Raw genomic sequence first — 17,382 nt, 5'->3', positions numbered from 1 at the left:
AATGAGACTCGATAAATTTCTAAAGGTGTCAAGGTTAATCAAACGTAGAACTCTTGCGAAACAAGTAGCTGACCAAGGTAGGATTACAATTGATGGAAAAGTAGCGAAAGCATCGTCGGACGTTGCACCGGGGAATGAACTTGCGATTCGCTTCGGCCAAAAGATCGTTACAGTTAAGGTAAACGAGTTGAAGGCATCTACGAAAAAAGAAGATGCGGCGATGATGTATACGATTGTGAAAGAAGAAAAACTTGAAAAAGTCGATCCGGAGTTCGTGGATGACGAAGACTAATTGGACATGACAGGAAACTTCCTGTCATGTTTTTTGTTGTACGTGCATAGGATGGCAGTGTACAAATCAGACAGGGGGACAGACTATGCAAACTCAAACTGAAAGCCCAGCTTACACAATTCCATCCGGTGATCACGTTGTGACCATGCGGAACCGTAAACGAATGGATCTTACATCTGTTAAAACGATTGACCGGTTTGACCAGGAAGAGTTCTTAGTCCGCACATCGCAAGGGATGCTTACCATTAAAGGAGAAGAATTACGCATCGTTCACTTGGATGTGGACAAGGGACTTCTCACACTCGAAGGCTCTGTTGCCACGCTTCAGTACGATGAAGAAGAGACTGGTTCACGTAATTTCCTCCATAAATTGTTCGGATGAGCATATCCGCGCAGTTTGTGAGCTTACTTGCAATGATTGGAACAGGAATCATTGCAGGTGCATTCATGGATATGCTTGGAACGGGTATTGCCAATACAGGGAAAGCGTCCATTATTCGCAGAAGAGCCATTTGGCTTGAAACAATTGGGTGGTTACTTGCCGGATGCTTCGCATTTGCTGTGTTGTTCGTCTTTCGAGATGGGGCGTGGCGGATGTACGACCCGCTCGCCCAGCTGTCGGGATTGTTGTTGTATGCAACAGTATTCCACAAACCTTTTAGACTCCTTGGGAGAATTATTATTGCCTTGCTCATTCGGCCAGTCCTAATGGTTTTTCGATTGATTTTCTGGTTCATCAGATATGTATTGCGAGTGATTCGTGCAATTATTTTGCTTCTGTCACAGCCCTTTCGATTCATCTATCATAGATTTTTCAGATATCACTTCAAAAAAAAGCCAAAGTAACGTATACTAGATAATTATGATATCTGTAAAATTGTAATTGAGGGGATGTGCAGGAGATGGAGCAAAAGGGTAGGAAGTTCACTTCCTCATCGGTTGCATCGATTGAAACTGAATATGTCCGCTCCATGCAACGAAAAGAGGACTGGCGACGCAAGCAAAAGAAGCGGCTTAAAGTGAAGCTGCTCATTTTTGCAATGATTGTCGTAGTCACATTCGGAGGCATTGCGAGCTACAATCACCAACAGAAAAAGATGTTGGCCTCAAAACAACAAGAAAAACAGGAACTGGTTGAACAGCTAGCTGTAAAAACTAGTGAGCAAGAACAACTCAAGAAGCAGTTGTTGAAACTGGATGACGAAGAGTACATTGCAAAGCTTGCACGTAAGGAATACTTTGTATCGAACAAGGATGAAATCATCTTCTCTCTTCCAGAAGGGAAGAAAAAATTAAACAAAAAAGACGACGGAAAAGAGTAGTCTTATTGACACTCTTTTTTTGTTGGATATAATGAAAGTAGGAATCTTGCGCAGGCAAGACCCGTAAAAACGGTTGCTAGGCTTCTGAAACAGGAGCCCGCTTAAATTCTAAGGAGGAGCATTTTTTTTATGTCAATTGAAGTAGGCAGCAAGCTAGAGGGTAAAGTGACAGGGATTACAAATTTTGGGGCATTCGTTGAATTGCCGACCGGCGTAACAGGACTCGTCCACATCAGTGAAGTGGCAGACAACTACGTCAAAGATATTAATGACCATTTAAAAGTCGGCGACATGGTTGAAGTGAAAGTCATGAACGTCGGTTCTGATGGCAAGATTGGTTTGTCGATCCGGAAAGCAAAACCGGAATCGGAACAACGGCCGCAGCGCCCGCAGCGACCGTCACGCCCTCGTCAGGGAGGGGGACGTCCTCCTGAGCGTCCAGAGAATTTCGAGACGAAAATGGCGAAATTCATGAAGGAAAGCGAAGAAAATCTAACAACACTTAAGCGAGCAACTGAGTCGAAACGCGGAGGACGCGGAGCACGCAGAGGCTAAAAGTGCTTTAGAACGGTTGGAAACGACCCTTTTGAGCTGTTTCAATGCAGGAAAAAATGTCTTATAGATGAAAGCTGAGGATGCGCGTTGCGTGCACTCAGCTTTTTTTGTTGGGTTAAAATGAGAAAACTGCTGGATTTGATGGAGGATCCAGTTCTGATCGGATTCGATTGTTAGTGCAAAGGAGACTTCTCGAAAAACAAGCGAAGCGCTACCAATTAATGTCCTAAATCGGTTGAATTGTGTCCCGTTTTCGAGAAATTCCACGTTGTGTCGGAGAAATTCATAGATGTGATTGAGAAACTTTCCTCTCTGATGAACAAATTGTTCTCAGTGTCGGGCAATACCTCACGACTGAAGGAGAAAGTTAACTGGTGAGTGATGGAGTTCTCTTTGTGAGCGGAAGATAGATTTTATGATCACAAATCGAGGTTTATGAGCGGAAAGCAGAGTTTATGATCACAAATCGAGAGTTATGAGCGGAATGCAGAGTTTATGATCACAATTCAAGAGTTATGAGCGGAATCCAAAGTTTATGATCACATTCCCAGATATATGATCATCCCTCGCAATACCAGGATCCGTAAGCACAAAAAAGGACTTGTCCAAGTGGACAAGTCCTTTCCAAAACATTTTTATGGCGGCAGAGGGGATCGAACCCCCGACCTCACGGGTATGAACCGTACGCTCTAGCCAGCTGAGCTACGCCGCCGTATTAGGGTGCGTCAACATGTTGTTCACGACCTTATTCATCATACAGATTATTTTTCAATCTGTCAACGGTTTCTAAAAACTTTGTGTGGCATAGAAAGTTGCTCGTAGTCATCATCGTCCACTTACTGATCTTTCCCTATTGAAAACATCCCCGTAAACCGTCGAAATGTTTTTAGGACCAGGTGTCAGAAACAGACAAATTATTAGACAACGGGCCTGTATACTAACGGCAATAGGTCATAGGGGGAATGAGATGATGAAGATGATCAGTAGTAATACAGAGAGATCACTGTGGCAACAAGTTCAAGGTGTAGTAGGGTCAATCTTACAACGGAAAGTCCACTTGCTGACAACGTTTCTATTCACGATTGGATCGTTCTTTCTATCACAAGCCGTGTTGTTTGACGCGGCGGTACCATTTTTCTTACCTGTTTGGGCCCTAGCAACGATGCGCTATCCTAAGTATATGTTACCTGTATTCATCGGGGGAATCAGTGGAAGTTTGTTCGTCGGTTTGGGACAATCTATTATTTTCATTTTGCAATTGCTTTTATTTAACTTGGTCATTCGACATCCGTTTACGAGAAAGTCCATACCGCTTACTGTCGCAGGTACCGTTATTTTCACACAAGTGTTTTGGCAATTGATTATGTATGCAGGACAACCACCGCTCACCGTACAGGTTGCGATTGGATTTGAAGCATTGCTTGCCTTACTTATGACAGTCTTTCTTTTCATCGCATTTCCGCAAGTGGATAAGTTGCTGTATACGCCATGGCGAGCAGAACAACTCGGGGCAGCGTGTATCGTAGCTGCTATGGCAACAACAGGCATGAACAATCTGATTATTGGGTATATTTCAGTCCCGGGGTTGTTACTGTATACAGCTATTTTGATTGCGGCTCTTGCTGGCGGCGTGTTATTTTCAACGACAATCGCCATGCTGATTGCCGCGATTACAGGGATGGCAGAACTGTCGTTCACCGGAATGATGACGGTTTACGGAATGACTGGATTCGCAGCTGGTTCTATGAAGGGATTCGGAAAGCTAGGTGTCGCAACGGGAGGCATCTTTGCATCTGTCTTCTTCCTATTATATGACTTGACGTTGCCTCTTGATGAAACACATTTTGCGACAATAGGTGCCGCGACGCTCCTATTTCTTCTTATTCCGTCGAAACGACTCGCCTCCGTCCGCGAAGTACTCGTTCCAGAGCAACAGGATTTATCAGAAAAACGTCAGCAATGGTTGGCGCGACGGTTGGATGAACAACTCACGGACTTCCAACAATTCGCCTCCTTTATGTCGACAATGGTGAATGATCAGTTCCCTGTTCAAGAATCGCGTCAATTGGAACAGGTACAAGAAACGCCGAGTGCGTGTCGATCTTGTTTCCGCTACTCTAAATGCTGGGCATCAGATGATGACAGTATTCCGAATTTACTTTCTGAGTGGGAATCGACGTATTCTGCTACGAAAAAAGCAGCGCGTCATAGGGTGGAAGAGAAAATTAGATACAAGTGTGTACGTCATACGGGATTGCTCGAAGAATTGGAAGAGCGTGGTGCAGACCGGTTGCTGATGGGACAATTGCAACACGGAAGAAAAATGCTCGCTTTACAGTTACGGGATATGAGTACGCATCTAGAAAATATGATGAATGAGATTAAAGAAGATGTGACGATTTATCGCCCATCTGAAGAAGAACTTGGGAAAAATCTACGAGCACAAGATATCGATTTCTTCCAAATCGACATTTTGTCTGAAGAAAAAGGAGCCATGCGCATTGTGTGCTCCATTCCAGAAAGACGATCCTCCTTTGAAACAGATACCACTGTTGCAGAAAGGCTTATTCTACCGATTCTTGAAGAGATGTATCAGGAGCCGTTCCAAGTTGAAAAGGCACTTATGCGAGAGCAGCCATTCGCCCATTTGCAGCTAACATTTACATCAGCAGTTCGTTTTTCGATGCAGTATGGTGTTGTCGCAACCGCAGGAGGGGGATCGTTTTACGCGGGTGATGCGTATGAGGTGTTCCCGATCCATGATGGGTTAACTGCAGTGTTGCTATCAGATGGGATGGGACAAGATATGAATGCCTACTATGAAAGTCAGAAAGTAATCCGATTGATGCGCGAATGTTTGGATCGTAAAATGGGGCCTGAGACAGCGATGCATACCCTCCACTACATGATGGCGTTAAACGGTTTGGATGATATGTATGCGACGCTTGACTTGGCGCTTGTCGATTTACAGGATGGGAGACTGTGGTCGTGGAAAGCGGGCTCTATGAGTACCTACATTAAAAGGGGAGAAGAGTTTTTACGTGTAGATAGTAAAGCCGTTCCATTCGGTTTTCTACCATCATTTACAGTAGAAGCAAAGAACGAAGAGTTGAAGTCTGGGGATATTATTGTGATGATGACGGATGGAATGTTTAACGGGGACGTCCTATTAGAACAGCAGGAGAAGACGTTATGTCAAACTCTTTCGCACCATGCAAATCTCGAGTGTGATGCGCTAGCGGATCGAATTATGGGGGAAATGGAGCGTAAATATAAAACTACAGCAGATGACCGTACCGTGTTAGTCATGAAAATAGACCATATTGTTCCAAGATGGTCTAGTGTGAAAGTACGCACACCCTCACTATTTCGTCAAAAAGTGGTAGGATGAAGATAGAAAATGGCGGAGGTGGTTAAGATGAAGGATAAGCTATACAAAAAGGTTCTGGCCTTCATCCGCCAGGAACGTTTGTTGAATAAAGGTGACCGAGTGCTAATTGCATGCTCAGGAGGAGTCGACTCGGTCGCCCTATTACATTTTTTAAGCTCGCAACACGAGAGACTGGAAATCGAAATAGGGGCCATCCACGTAGATCACTGTCTTCGAGGAGAGGAATCTGCACTCGATGGTGAAGTTGTTCGGATACTTTGCGATAGTCTTCAAGTACCGTTTTACGGAACTGCCTTACCGGTTCCGGATTTACTGGAAGCACATGGGGGAAATGTTCAAGAAGTTTGCCGCACCGGACGCTACGCGTTATTTGAAGAAACGATGCAGAATGAAGGATTTACTGTTCTTGCTGTTGCTCATCATGCAGAAGACCAACTAGAAACGATTTTAATGCAGCTTGCTAAAGGGAAAAGACCACAAGGAATGCCTGTTTCCCGTCCTTTTGGGGAGGGACTTCTCATCCGACCGTTTTTGTCGCTTATGAAAACAGACTTGTATGAGTATGCTAGGTTACACAAGCTACCGTTTAGAGAAGATCCAAGCAATGAAAAAGATGATTATACCCGCAATCGGTACCGTCATCACATCGTCCCTGTAATGTTAACTGAAAATCTCATGACCGCTGAGAATTCTGTACGTATGGCGGCGACACTTCAAGAAGAGGATGAGTTTCTGGAAGGACTGGCAAAAGAACATCTGGAAGGCCTTTTAACCTTTACGGATAAAGGGGTGCCTGTTATCCATTCAGCTACATTCCGTACCATGCACCCCGCTTTACAAAAGAGGGCAGTTCCTCTACTATTAAAGTATCTTTACAATGGGGAAACTATACCTGCAATTTACAATGCCGACTTGTTGAATCAGCTCATTCGTCAGTTGTCTGCTGACACGGGGAGTGCGTCAATTAGCCTTCCGGAAAAGTGGTCGTTACAAAGAGACTATGGAGTTTCAACGTTTGTTTGTGAGGAAGAAGAGCCGATGAACCAAATCGTCCCATTTCCACCGAACGAATGGGTTCAATGGGGACAGATGAGATTGCGTTGGTGCAAGTCCTCAGCTGTTGAACCAGCCACGCTAGAAGGTGTGACCGACTGGCGTTATTTCCAATCGGAAGAAGGGGAGTTACCTTCTGGAATTCGATCGAGACGATCTGGAGACCGGATCCGATTACGTGGAATGGAGCACCCTAAACGGTTGAGTCGTCTGCTGATTGATGAGAAAGTCAAACAATCGGAACGAGACAGACTTCCTGTCGTCGTATCTGAGCAGGGTGACATCTGTGCAATTCCCGGCGTGCGATACAGCGAATCATTTACTAAACAAACGTCTTCTGATCAGGCGTACATACTGATGATGGTTTGGCAGCAATAACAGCAACTGCTGACATTTGTACAGACCTACACACTTTAGGAGGAATTTTTTCATGTTGGAAAAAGATATTCAAGAAGTTCTGATTTCTGAAGAACAGTTACAAGAAAAGGTTGCAGAACTTGGAAAGCAGTTAACAGAGGAATACCAAGACAAGTTTCCGCTTGCTATTGGTGTGCTGAAAGGCGCTTTGCCGTTCATGAGCGATCTTATTAAACGGTTCGATGCATACATAGAACTCGATTTCATGGATGTTTCTAGCTACGGAAATGCAACAGTCTCTTCAGGTGAAGTTAAAATTATCAAAGACTTAAACGCTAGTGTAGAAGGTCGTGACATTCTGATTGTCGAAGATATTATCGACAGTGGAAAGACGCTTAAGTATCTAGTGGAACTGTTTAAGTATCGTAAAGCAAAATCGATTAAGATTGTAACTCTACTTGACAAGCCGACTGGCCGGAAAGTTGACTTGAAAGCAGATATGGTAGGTTTTGAAGTGCCGGATGCTTTTGTTGTCGGTTACGGACTTGACTACGCAGAAAAATATCGTAACCTCCCGTATATCGGTGTCTTGAAAAAAGAAATTTACACAACGTAAGTGCTTTTTGAACCCTTTAGAGAAAGAGCGTTATAAGACTTTTTTCTTAAGGCATTTTCTTTGTGATTCAAATTGCATATGTGATAAGATTGTCAATAGTTTTCTGTTGAAGAAATGAGGAGGCTTGGGATGAATCGAATATTTCGATACTTTCTATTATATGGGCTGATTTTTCTAGCGATCATGGGAATCTTCAGTTCGCTGAACAATCCAAACCCTAAGATGGAAAAGATCCGTTATGACGAATTTCTCACGGCATTAGAACAAGGGAAAGTAGAGTCTGTCGAAATTCAACCTGTCCAACTAGTATTAGAAGTAAAAGGACATATGAAAAACGCCAAAGACGATGCAACTTTCACTACAAACGTTCCGATGAATGATGAGATGACAATGAACGATATTCGCGATATTGCACTTGCAAAGAACGCGAAAGTAGAAATTTTGCCAGCGCCTGAAACAAGCGCGTGGGTTTCATTCTTCACCGGCCTAGTGCCGTTTATCATTATCATCATCTTGTTCTTCTTCTTGTTGAACCAAGCTCAAGGTGGCGGTGGTGGCGGAAAGGTTATGAATTTCGGGAAAAGTAAAGCGAAATTGCATACCGATGACCGCAAGAAAGTTCGTTTTACAGATGTAGCAGGTGCGGATGAAGAGAAACAGGAACTGGTCGAGGTCGTCGACTTCCTGAAGGATCCTCGTAAGTTCGCTGCCGTTGGTGCACGTATTCCTAAAGGTATCCTCCTTGTAGGACCTCCAGGTACAGGTAAAACTTTGTTGGCTCGTGCAGTTGCTGGTGAAGCAGGCGTCCCATTCTTCTCGATTTCAGGTTCTGATTTCGTTGAAATGTTTGTCGGTGTCGGTGCTTCCCGTGTTCGTGATTTGTTTGAGAATGCAAAGAAAAATGCACCATGTATTATCTTCATCGATGAGATCGATGCTGTTGGACGTCAACGTGGCGCGGGCCTTGGTGGCGGACACGATGAGCGTGAACAGACGTTGAACCAGTTGCTAGTTGAGATGGATGGTTTCGGTGAAAACGAAGGAATCATTATCGTAGCAGCAACAAACCGTCCGGATATTCTAGATCCAGCATTACTACGTCCAGGTCGTTTTGACCGTCAAATCACTGTAGGTCGTCCAGATGTTAAGGGTCGTGAAGCAGTACTTAAAGTACATGCTCGCAATAAGCCGCTTGACGAAACGGTCAACTTGAAAGCACTAGCTCAACGGACACCAGGTTTCTCGGGTGCAGATCTAGAGAACTTGCTGAACGAAGCAGCGCTTGTTGCAGCTAGACGCAACAAAACAACAATTGATATGTCGGACATCGACGAAGCGACAGACCGTGTTATTGCAGGTACTGCGAAAACGAGTCGGGTCATTTCTGAGAAAGAGCGTAATATCGTTGCGAACCACGAAGCAGGTCACGTTGTCGTCGGTTTAATACTTGACGATGCAGAGATTGTGCACAAAGTTACAATCGTACCTCGTGGGCAAGCAGGCGGTTATGCTGTCATGCTACCTAAAGAAGATCGATACTTCATGACTAAACCAGAACTCCTCGACAAAATTGCTGGACTTCTTGGTGGACGTGTATCTGAAGAAATCGTCCTTGGCGAAGTGTCTACAGGTGCCCATAATGACTTCCAACGGGCAACCGGAATCGCACGCTCCATGGTGACGGAATACGGAATGAGTGATAAGCTCGGACCGATGCAGTTTGGTCAAGCACAAGGTGGAAACGTCTTCCTGGGCCGTGACTTCAATTCCGAACAGAACTATTCAGATTCAATTGCTTATGAAATTGACCAAGAAATGCAGTCGATTATCAAAGGCGAGTATGAGCGTACAAAACGGATTCTTACCGAAAACCGTAGCTTGCTCGATTTGATTGCGAAGACGCTTCTAGAAGTAGAAACGCTCGATGCAGAACAAATCAATCACTTGAAAGACCACGGCACACTTCCGGACCGCCCTTATGAGCGAAAAGAAGTTGGCGAAGGTGCTGAAAGTGAGGCGAATCCTGATGTTACTGGAGCTCCAGCAGATCCTTCTGTAGGTGATTTACCGAGTAGCGAAGGAACAAACGAGCCGCTAGATTCGATTGACGAAAAACGAAGAGATTAATAATAATCAGCTGACTGTCCGTTAAAAGACAGTCAGCTGTTTTTTTTGAAATGATATGTGGTATGATGTGAGGGAAAAAAGACTATTGACGTTAGTGAGGAATCAGTCATGCTCTTAGTTTTAGATACAGGGAATACGAATATTGTACTTGGTGTTTATGAAGGCACGGAGTTAAAACATCATTGGCGGATGGAAACATACCGACAAAAGACAGAAGACGAATACGCAATGCAAGTGAAGGCATTATTTTCGCACGTTGGACTAGAATTCACGGATATTGATGGGATTATTATTTCATCTGTTGTACCACCAGTTATGTTCCCGTTGGAGCAAATGTGCAAAAAGTATTTTAATCAGGAACCAGTCATTGTGGGTCCTGGAGTGAAAACAGGACTCAACATTAAATATGAAAACCCGCGTGAAGTGGGAGCGGATAGGATTGTCAATGCAGTAGCAGCGATTAGCGAGTATGGAAGTCCACTCATAATTGTCGATTTCGGTACAGCGACTACGTATTGCTACGTTAACGAACATGCAGAATACATGGGTGGTGCAATTGCTCCAGGCATTAACATCTCCATGGAAGCGCTGTTTGACCGTGCTTCTAAATTGCCACGCGTGGAATTGACACGTCCGGAACACGTCGTTGGGAAAAATACAGTGTCTGCGATGCAGGCAGGTATCTTATACGGGTATGTCGGACAAGTCGAGGGACTTGTGGGGCGGATGAAGGCCGAAAGTAAGAAAGTACCTACTGTTATCGCAACTGGAGGACTTGCTCCTCTAATTGGCAAAGAGACGGATGTAATCGATGTTGTGGATGACTATCTCACATTAAAAGGGTTAAAACTGATTTATGAACGTAACCAGCAAGGAGAGAATGGTAAATGAATGATTATCTTATAAAAGCACTAGCGTTTGACAGCACAATTCGTGCGTATGCTGTTACAACTACAGAAGCAGTAGGTGAAATGCAACGTCGCCACTATTCATGGCCGACTGCAACAGCTGCGATTGGTCGTACGATGTCAGCGACAGTCATGATGGGCGCTATGATGAAAGGCGAAGAAAAGTTAACGGTGAAAGTGGATGGAAACGGCCCGCTTGGTGCGATCGTTACAGATGCCGATGCAAAAGGGCACATTCGAGGCTATGCGCTTAATCCACAAACACACTTCGACTTGAATGAACAAGGGAAATTGGATGTCCGTCGCGCTGTCGGAACCGAAGGGATGCTGACGGTCGTGAAGGACCTTGGTTTACGGGATATGTTTACCGGCCAAACTCCTATCGTATCTGGAGAAGTTGCAGAAGATTTCACGCAGTACTTTGTTGTTTCCGAACAAGTACCTTCCGCTGTTGCGCTAGGCGTTCTTGTTAATCCGGATAATACAGTAAAAGCTTCAGGTGGGTTCATCCTGCAAGTGATGCCGGGTGCTACAGACGAAACCATTACAGAATTGGAGCAGCGCATCAGTCAGATGGAACCGATTTCTAAAATGATTGACCGTGGTCTAACGCCGGAAGAAGTTTTAGAAGAGGTTCTTGGGGAGGAAAATGTCCGAGTTGTCGACCAAATGGAGGTCAACTTTGATTGTAATTGCTCGAAAGAACGTTTTGGGACTGCTATAAAGAGCTTAGGTGAAGAAGAAATTCTTACAATGATGAGTGAAGATGGCCAGGCCGAGGCGGAATGTCATTTCTGCCTGGAAAAGTACGTCTATTCAAAAGAAGAGTTAAAGGAATTTGTCGATGAAATCCGGTCTGGATCGTAATCGGGGAGGGAACGAACCTCCGAAGCGCCGGTTAAAAGCCAAACCACTCGTTATGCTGATTGCGATTTTAGCGCTAGGGAATCTCTTGTGGTTCATCGGCTGGCTCATTCCGGACAAAGCGGAAAGTCCATTTCAAGCTGGTGAAGAAGTGGCATCCGTTGCGGGAAAGCCGATTACGCGAGAAGAGTGGATGACCGCGATGGAACAAGAGGTCGGTCGTGAAGTGCTACTTGACCTGGTAAATGACAGGGTCATGGAAACCGCTGCGAAAGAGTACAAAATCGACGTTTCTGATGAAGACGTTGACCGTGAATTGGCATTGCTCTCTTCTCTTGATGGTAAAGCATATACAGGACTGGATGCCGATCAAATGCGTAGAAAAGTTCGTTCTGAACTCATTCTGAACCGTGTGTTAACAAAGGATATTGTAATTGAGGACAAAGCGGTGAAATCGTATTATGAGAAGAATGAAGATCAGTTCGAAATTCCGACCACTTACCGGACTTCTTTACTTGTCGCATCCACGGAATCAGATGCGAATCGGGCGCTCGAGGAATTGAAAGACGGGTCTAGTTTTGATGTTCTCGCTAAAGAACGTTCTGTCGATTCGTCCTCTGCTTCTATTGGAGGCGATCTTGGGTATATTAGTAGTCGAACGGAAGAAGTTGACCAGTCGATTCTAAAGACAGCGAAGAAGTTGAAAGAAGACGGTGTTAGTGATGTGTTTAAACTTGAAGAAGGTACGTATGCAATTATTCAAGTGCGCGACATTCTGAAAGGTCGTTCATTTAAGTTCAAAGAAGTTAAAGAACATATACGTAGTGAATTGGCTCTGCAGCAACTTTCCCAATCGGTGTCTCCGGAAACGTTTTGGAAAGAATTCGATGCACACTGGTTTTATGGAAAGTAAAAGCTTCGCTCTTGTAGCGGAGCTTTTTGCTGTTTTGAGGCGATTGGTTTGGTTTGACAAATGGCACATTTCTTCTGTAAACTGAATACATTATAAAACCTACCTATTAACTAAGGATTGGAGTGTTGGAAATGAAGAAAGTAGGAAACTCTGTTGCGGATTTAGTCGGTCAAACACCGCTGGTAAAGCTGAATCGCCTTGTAGGACCCAATGATGCTGACGTCTATTTGAAACTGGAATACTTCAACCCGGGCTCCAGCGTGAAAGATCGTATTGCACTCGCGATGATTGAAACGGCTGAAAAGTCAGGAGAACTACAAGAAGGCGGTACCCTGATTGAACCGACGAGTGGAAACACGGGAATTGGGCTTGCGATGATTGCGGCTGCAAAAGGTTATAAAGCAGTACTCGTGATGCCAGATACGATGAGTTTAGAGCGGAGAAACCTATTACGCGCATACGGCGCTGATCTGATTTTGACGCCAGGCTCTGAAGGGATGAAAGGTGCCATTTCGAAAGCCGAACAATTGGCGAAGGAAAACGGATGGTTCCTCCCGCAACAATTTAACAATGAGGCGAATCCGGAAGTTCATCGACTGACAACGGGACCTGAAATTGCAGATGCACTAGACAAGGTAGATGCATTCGTTTCTGCAGTCGGCACAGGTGGCACAATTACTGGTGTAGGTAGCGTCCTAAAAGAACGTTTCCCGGATATTAAGATTATTGCAGTAGAGCCGACAGATTCTCCTGTACTTTCAGGAGGGCAGCCGGGACCGCATAAAATTCAGGGAATCGGCGCAGGATTCATTCCCGGAGTACTCGATACCGATATTTACGATGAAATCACACAAGTGACAAATGAAGAATCCTACGAATATGCGCGCAAGATGGCGAAAGAAGAAGGAATCTTAGGCGGGGTTTCATCCGGCGCAGCTGTGTTTGCAGCACTTAAAGCCGCAAAGGAACTGGGAAAAGGAAAAACCGTCGTTGCGATTTTGGCTTCGAATGGCGAGCGTTACTTGAGCACGCCGCTCTACCAGTTTGAAGAAGAGTAATGAAGAAGCAAGAGGGAGCGTATGCTTCCTCTTTTTTATATCGTTCCAGTAGGAAAATGAGAGAGTAACCGGTAAACTGATACAAAAAGCTGTTTTAGGATGAACGGCAAGGAAAGAAGTGTGCACAGTGGAATTGGATTATGCAAAAGCACCGTACCGGCTAGGCGGGACGGACATCGACTTTTCAAAAGAAACGGTCGTTATGGGGATATTGAATGTAACACCGGATTCATTTTCTGACGGTGGACGATATAGCCAAACGGACGCCGCGCTTCGTCGTGCAACAGAAATGCTGAAGGACGGTGCGAAAATTATCGATATTGGCGGGGAGTCTACACGGCCAGGGCATACGCCAGTTTCGTTAGAGGAAGAACTAGAACGTACGATTCCTGTAATCGAAGTGCTATCTAGGGAACTGGACTGTGCGATATCGATTGATACATATAAAGCAAGTGTTGCTGAAGAGGCGATGAAAGCGGGTGCTCATGTCATTAATGATGTATGGGGGGCGAAGCGTGAGCCGCGGATTGCAGAGGTTGCGAACCAGTACGGAGCTCCAATCATTTTGATGCACAACCGGGAACAGGCGATCTATGAAGGGAACTTTGAGGATGAATTACTTGCTGATATCGAAGAGAGTATTATGATTGCGCGGAATGCGGGGATAGCGGAGCATAATATTTGGTTGGATCCAGGAATCGGGTTTGCAAAAGATATTCACGAAAACATTGAAGCAATGCAAAGTTTGGATCGACTATCGGCGCTAGGGTACCCCGTGCTGCTCGGGACATCGAAAAAGTCGTTGATTGGAAAAGTGCTAGACTTACCTATAGATGAACGAATGGAAGGAACAGGGGCAACCGTTTGCTATGGCATCGAACATGGTTGTCACATTGTGCGCGTCCATGATGTGAAAGAGATTGCTCGAATGGTCCGGATGATGGATGTGCTAACGAGAAAACAGAAACTTACAATCTAGGGGGAATACAAATGGATTTCATACATTTAAACGAAATGCAGTTTTACGGCTATCACGGTGCACTAGCAGAAGAAACGGTTTTGGGACAACGGTTTACGGTGTCGGTATCAATGGCTGTCGATTTGGCTGAGGCGGGAACAAATGATGATTTATCCAAAACAGTGAACTATGCTGAAGCTTATTCCGTTGTTCAGTCTATTGTGGAGGGGGAACCTGTTAAACTCATTGAAGCGGTTGCGGAGCGGGTTGCTGGGAAACTACTTTCCGATTATAAGGACCAAGTTTCGGGGGTTCGCGTGTTGATCGTGAAACCAGATCCTCCGATTCCAGGACATTATGCGTCTGTGTCAGTAGAGATTGAACGAGGTAAGTTGTCATGAATACAGCGTTTTTGTCGGTTGGGACGAACATGGGAGATCGCGAAGCGTATTTAAAGTTGGCGATTGCTTCCTTGAGGGAGATGGAAGGAATCCAATTGGTTGAAACATCCTCAATCTATGAAACCGCGCCGGTAGGAGTTACTGATCAAGCTGACTTTCTAAATATAGTTGTCCGTTTAGCAACCACGCTTGCACCGCTGGAACTACTGGCGGTCTGTCAACGAATCGAGCAGGAGCTGGGCAGGGAGCGGACGATTCGTTGGGGTCCTAGAACGGCAGATCTTGATATTTTACTATATAATGACGACGCTATTGAATCGGAGACGCTTTCCGTTCCTCATCCTCGGATGCGGGAGAGAGCTTTTGTGTTAATACCTTTAACGGAACTGGCTCCAGAGTGTACAGATCCGGTTACGGGACGTCAATTTCGAGATGAGCCTGCAATGCAAGAAGGCGGGGTAGCATTGTGGGGATCATTAGAGGTGGGGCGTCTGTAATATTCATTGCAGGGGGTGTACCCTCCATTCTAGTTAGCGATAACAGAATTTGGTGCGGGTCTCGTGATTGGTAATAAAAGATATCATGTGAAATGCTAATTAGCGGGGGAGCAAATGTGTGTTTGTTTTGGAGGGTGTACAAGTAAGGTGGTTCACCGTAAATTCATCAACGTCTCTGATCTTCGCAGCTGCAATGACGGAGTGTGATCAGGCAATGTAGAGAAGCGTTGTGGAATGGATTTTTAAGGCCGCTAACTCAGCGGCTTTTTTTACATGATGAAATTGTGTACAATAAGGTTATAATAGGCGGATAGCGCATTAGAATTTAGAGGAGTGAACAGGATGTCGAATATAGAAGAGTTGAATGACCAACGTCAAGTGAGACGTCAGAAGATGGAAGAGATACGTAACGGTGGATTGGATCCATTTGGTGCACGGTTTGAGCGGACTCATTTATCAAACGAGTTGATAGAAGCGTATAGCGAACTATCTAAAGAAGAGTTAGACGAAACACCACACGTTGCTAAAATTGCTGGGCGTATAATGACGAAGCGTGGTAAGGGGAAAGCTGGATTTGCACATATCCAGGATCTCGGTGGCCAGATTCAAATTTACGTCCGTCAAGATGCGATTGGAGAAGATTCGTATAAGCTCTTCACGATGGCTGATTTAGGAGATATCGTGGGAATCGAAGGAACGGTATTCAAAACCAAGGTTGGGGAACTCTCTATTAAAGTGACAGAGTTCACGTTTTTATCAAAAGCACTTCGACCGCTTCCTGAAAAGTTTCATGGATTACAAGATATTGAACAGCGTTACCGTCAGCGCTACTTAGATTTGATTTCTACTGAAGGTAGTAAAGAGACATTCATCTTACGTAGCCGTATCATTCAGTCTATGCGTCGCTATTTAGATGGACAAGGTTTCTTAGAAGTAGAGACGCCGATGCTGCATTCTATTGCAGGTGGTGCTTCTGCCCGTCCATTTATCACTCACCACAACACATTAGATATGACATTATATATGCGAATTGCGATTGAGTTGCACTTGAAACGTCTGATTGTTGGCGGATTAGAAAAAGTATATGAAATTGGTCGTGTGTTCAGAAACGAAGGAATCTCGACGCGTCACAATCCGGAGTTCACGATGATTGAGTTATATGAAGCTTACGCGGACTATAACGACATCATGGCATTAACGGAGAATATGATCGCTCATATCGCTGAAGAAGTGTTAGGCACAACGAAGGTGCAATACGGAGAAGACATTATTGATGTGTCACCTGGTTGGAAACGTCTGCACATGGCGGATGCGGTTAAGGAGTATACAGGCGTAGACTTCTGGACGCAAATGACGAAGGAAGAAGCGCATGCACTTGCTAAGGAACATGGCATAGATGTACAGCCGACGATGGAAGTCGGACATGTGCTGAATGAATTCTTTGAGCAAAAAGTGGAAGAGCAACTTATTCAGCCGACGTTTGTCTACGGACACCCAGTTGAAATTTCACCACTTGCGAAGAAGAATCCTGAAGACGGTCGCTTTACAGACCGATTTGAGTTATTCATCGTACGTCGTGAACATGCAAATGCTTTTACTGAGCTAAATGATCCGATTGACCAACGTCAACGTTTCGAAGCTCAACTTGTGGAAAAAGAACAAGGTAACGACGAAGCGCATGAAATGGATGACGACTTCATTGAAGCATTAGAGTATGGTCTTCCACCAACAGGCGGACTAGGAATAGGTATTGACCGTCTCGTTATGCTATTAACAAATGCTCAGTCGATCCGTGATGTATTGCTATTCCCGCAAATGCGTTCGAAAGACTAAGTGTGAATGAAAGAGTGTATCTCGCTTGTCGAGGTACACTTTTTTTATTTGAGAATAAAGTACTTGCATTAGTTTCTCATGCGTGGTATATTTGAACACGTTGCTTTTGACATAACTATTTATGTACTACATCTTAAGCGAAACAAACTTTTAAAAAAGTGCTTGACGCGGATTATACAGTGTGGTATTATATAAAAGTTGCCAAAACAACTTGAACACAAAACAGAAACACTATGA

Annotated in this window: 17 protein-coding genes and 1 tRNA gene; 17 read left to right on the top strand and 1 reads right to left on the bottom strand. The window is 44.6% G+C overall.

Annotated features, from left to right (window positions below):
- Position 1: 1 nt before the first annotated feature.
- From RL70_RS09265 to RL70_RS09245, 5 genes are all read left to right on the top strand, one after another.
- The gene (locus RL70_RS09265; RefSeq protein WP_025783712.1) at positions 2–292 is read left to right on the top strand and encodes an RNA-binding S4 domain-containing protein; all 291 of its coding nucleotides are present in this window, start codon (positions 2–4) and stop codon (positions 290–292) included.
- An 85-nt stretch (positions 293–377) separates the two neighbouring features.
- Complete coding sequence (yabP, locus tag RL70_RS09260) at positions 378–674, top strand: sporulation protein YabP (RefSeq protein ID WP_025783713.1); 297 nt, start codon at positions 378–380, stop codon at positions 672–674.
- Positions 671–1,138: a spore cortex biosynthesis protein YabQ gene (gene yabQ / locus RL70_RS09255; protein WP_039043137.1), complete on the top strand. Its 468-nt coding sequence runs from the start codon at positions 671–673 to the stop codon at positions 1,136–1,138. The genes yabP and yabQ overlap by 4 nt, the downstream gene beginning before the upstream one ends.
- A 56-nt stretch (positions 1,139–1,194) precedes the next feature.
- Positions 1,195–1,614 (top strand): septum formation initiator family protein, encoded by a 420-nt coding sequence (locus tag RL70_RS09250; RefSeq protein WP_039043136.1) that lies wholly within the window; start codon positions 1,195–1,197, stop codon positions 1,612–1,614.
- 129 nt (positions 1,615–1,743) lie between these two features.
- Positions 1,744–2,169 carry a S1 domain-containing RNA-binding protein gene (locus RL70_RS09245; RefSeq protein WP_039043135.1) on the top strand — a complete coding sequence of 142 codons (426 nt, stop codon included), beginning with the start codon at positions 1,744–1,746 and terminating at the stop codon, positions 2,167–2,169.
- A 638-nt stretch (positions 2,170–2,807) separates the two neighbouring features.
- Here RL70_RS09245 and RL70_RS09240 read toward each other — a convergent pair.
- Positions 2,808–2,881: transfer RNA gene (locus tag RL70_RS09240), tRNA-Met, on the bottom strand.
- Positions 2,882–3,136: 255 nt separating this feature from the next.
- Here RL70_RS09240 and RL70_RS09235 point away from each other — a divergent pair.
- The 12 genes from RL70_RS09235 (at position 3,137) to lysS (ending at position 17,145) form a co-directional block, all read left to right on the top strand.
- Positions 3,137–5,560: a SpoIIE family protein phosphatase gene (locus RL70_RS09235; protein WP_231567259.1), complete on the top strand. Its 2,424-nt coding sequence runs from the start codon at positions 3,137–3,139 to the stop codon at positions 5,558–5,560.
- Between the two features lie 27 nt (positions 5,561–5,587).
- The gene (tilS, locus tag RL70_RS09230) at positions 5,588–6,991 is read left to right on the top strand and encodes a tRNA lysidine(34) synthetase TilS (protein ID WP_052245887.1); all 1,404 of its coding nucleotides are present in this window, start codon (positions 5,588–5,590) and stop codon (positions 6,989–6,991) included.
- 52 nt (positions 6,992–7,043) lie between these two features.
- Positions 7,044–7,586: a hypoxanthine phosphoribosyltransferase gene (gene hpt, locus RL70_RS09225; RefSeq protein WP_025783719.1), complete on the top strand. Its 543-nt coding sequence runs from the start codon at positions 7,044–7,046 to the stop codon at positions 7,584–7,586.
- A 129-nt stretch (positions 7,587–7,715) separates the two neighbouring features.
- Positions 7,716–9,713, top strand: coding sequence for an ATP-dependent zinc metalloprotease FtsH (ftsH, locus tag RL70_RS09220; RefSeq protein WP_039043134.1), 1,998 nt, complete (start codon positions 7,716–7,718; stop codon positions 9,711–9,713).
- A 108-nt stretch (positions 9,714–9,821) separates the two neighbouring features.
- Positions 9,822–10,604 carry a type III pantothenate kinase gene (locus tag RL70_RS09215; RefSeq protein WP_039043133.1) on the top strand — a complete coding sequence of 261 codons (783 nt, stop codon included), beginning with the start codon at positions 9,822–9,824 and terminating at the stop codon, positions 10,602–10,604.
- Positions 10,601–11,488 carry an Hsp33 family molecular chaperone HslO gene (gene hslO, locus RL70_RS09210; RefSeq protein WP_039043132.1) on the top strand — a complete coding sequence of 296 codons (888 nt, stop codon included), beginning with the start codon at positions 10,601–10,603 and terminating at the stop codon, positions 11,486–11,488. The genes RL70_RS09215 and hslO overlap by 4 nt, the downstream gene beginning before the upstream one ends.
- A complete protein-coding gene (locus tag RL70_RS09205; protein ID WP_039043131.1) occupies positions 11,466–12,398 on the top strand; it encodes a peptidyl-prolyl cis-trans isomerase in 933 nt (310 codons plus the stop codon). Before hslO ends, RL70_RS09205 begins: the two co-directional genes overlap by 23 nt.
- A gap of 131 nt (positions 12,399–12,529) precedes the next feature.
- Positions 12,530–13,456 (top strand): cysteine synthase A, encoded by a 927-nt coding sequence (gene cysK / locus RL70_RS09200; RefSeq protein WP_039043130.1) that lies wholly within the window; start codon positions 12,530–12,532, stop codon positions 13,454–13,456.
- Positions 13,457–13,583: 127 nt separating this feature from the next.
- Positions 13,584–14,435 (top strand): dihydropteroate synthase, encoded by an 852-nt coding sequence (gene folP, locus RL70_RS09195; protein ID WP_039043129.1) that lies wholly within the window; start codon positions 13,584–13,586, stop codon positions 14,433–14,435.
- 11 nt (positions 14,436–14,446) lie between these two features.
- Positions 14,447–14,815: a dihydroneopterin aldolase gene (gene folB, locus RL70_RS09190; protein WP_039043128.1), complete on the top strand. Its 369-nt coding sequence runs from the start codon at positions 14,447–14,449 to the stop codon at positions 14,813–14,815.
- A complete protein-coding gene (gene folK, locus RL70_RS09185; protein ID WP_039043127.1) occupies positions 14,812–15,312 on the top strand; it encodes a 2-amino-4-hydroxy-6-hydroxymethyldihydropteridine diphosphokinase in 501 nt (166 codons plus the stop codon). The genes folB and folK overlap by 4 nt, the downstream gene beginning before the upstream one ends.
- Before the next feature lie 342 nt (positions 15,313–15,654).
- Positions 15,655–17,145, top strand: coding sequence for a lysine--tRNA ligase (lysS, locus tag RL70_RS09180; RefSeq protein ID WP_039043126.1), 1,491 nt, complete (start codon positions 15,655–15,657; stop codon positions 17,143–17,145).
- Positions 17,146–17,382: the final 237 nt, after the last annotated feature.

Source organism: Sporosarcina sp. ZBG7A (assembly GCF_000813425.1).
GTDB lineage: Bacteria > Bacillota > Bacilli > Bacillales_A > Planococcaceae > Sporosarcina.
Note: the sequence above shows the minus strand (reverse complement) of the source record. Positions and strands in the feature narration are given on the sequence as shown.

Coding starts and splice junctions, on each gene's coding strand:
- RL70_RS09265 (WP_025783712.1), top strand. CDS start 2: ATGAGACTCGATAAATTTCTAAAGGTGTCAAGGTTAATCAAACGTAGA.
- yabP (WP_025783713.1), top strand. CDS start 378: ATGCAAACTCAAACTGAAAGCCCAGCTTACACAATTCCATCCGGTGAT.
- yabQ (WP_039043137.1), top strand. CDS start 671: ATGAGCATATCCGCGCAGTTTGTGAGCTTACTTGCAATGATTGGAACA.
- RL70_RS09250 (WP_039043136.1), top strand. CDS start 1,195: ATGGAGCAAAAGGGTAGGAAGTTCACTTCCTCATCGGTTGCATCGATT.
- RL70_RS09245 (WP_039043135.1), top strand. CDS start 1,744: ATGTCAATTGAAGTAGGCAGCAAGCTAGAGGGTAAAGTGACAGGGATT.
- RL70_RS09235 (WP_231567259.1), top strand. CDS start 3,137: ATGATGAAGATGATCAGTAGTAATACAGAGAGATCACTGTGGCAACAA.
- tilS (WP_052245887.1), top strand. CDS start 5,588: ATGAAGGATAAGCTATACAAAAAGGTTCTGGCCTTCATCCGCCAGGAA.
- hpt (WP_025783719.1), top strand. CDS start 7,044: ATGTTGGAAAAAGATATTCAAGAAGTTCTGATTTCTGAAGAACAGTTA.
- ftsH (WP_039043134.1), top strand. CDS start 7,716: ATGAATCGAATATTTCGATACTTTCTATTATATGGGCTGATTTTTCTA.
- RL70_RS09215 (WP_039043133.1), top strand. CDS start 9,822: ATGCTCTTAGTTTTAGATACAGGGAATACGAATATTGTACTTGGTGTT.
- hslO (WP_039043132.1), top strand. CDS start 10,601: ATGAATGATTATCTTATAAAAGCACTAGCGTTTGACAGCACAATTCGT.
- RL70_RS09205 (WP_039043131.1), top strand. CDS start 11,466: ATGAAATCCGGTCTGGATCGTAATCGGGGAGGGAACGAACCTCCGAAG.
- cysK (WP_039043130.1), top strand. CDS start 12,530: ATGAAGAAAGTAGGAAACTCTGTTGCGGATTTAGTCGGTCAAACACCG.
- folB (WP_039043128.1), top strand. CDS start 14,447: ATGGATTTCATACATTTAAACGAAATGCAGTTTTACGGCTATCACGGT.
- folK (WP_039043127.1), top strand. CDS start 14,812: ATGAATACAGCGTTTTTGTCGGTTGGGACGAACATGGGAGATCGCGAA.
- lysS (WP_039043126.1), top strand. CDS start 15,655: ATGTCGAATATAGAAGAGTTGAATGACCAACGTCAAGTGAGACGTCAG.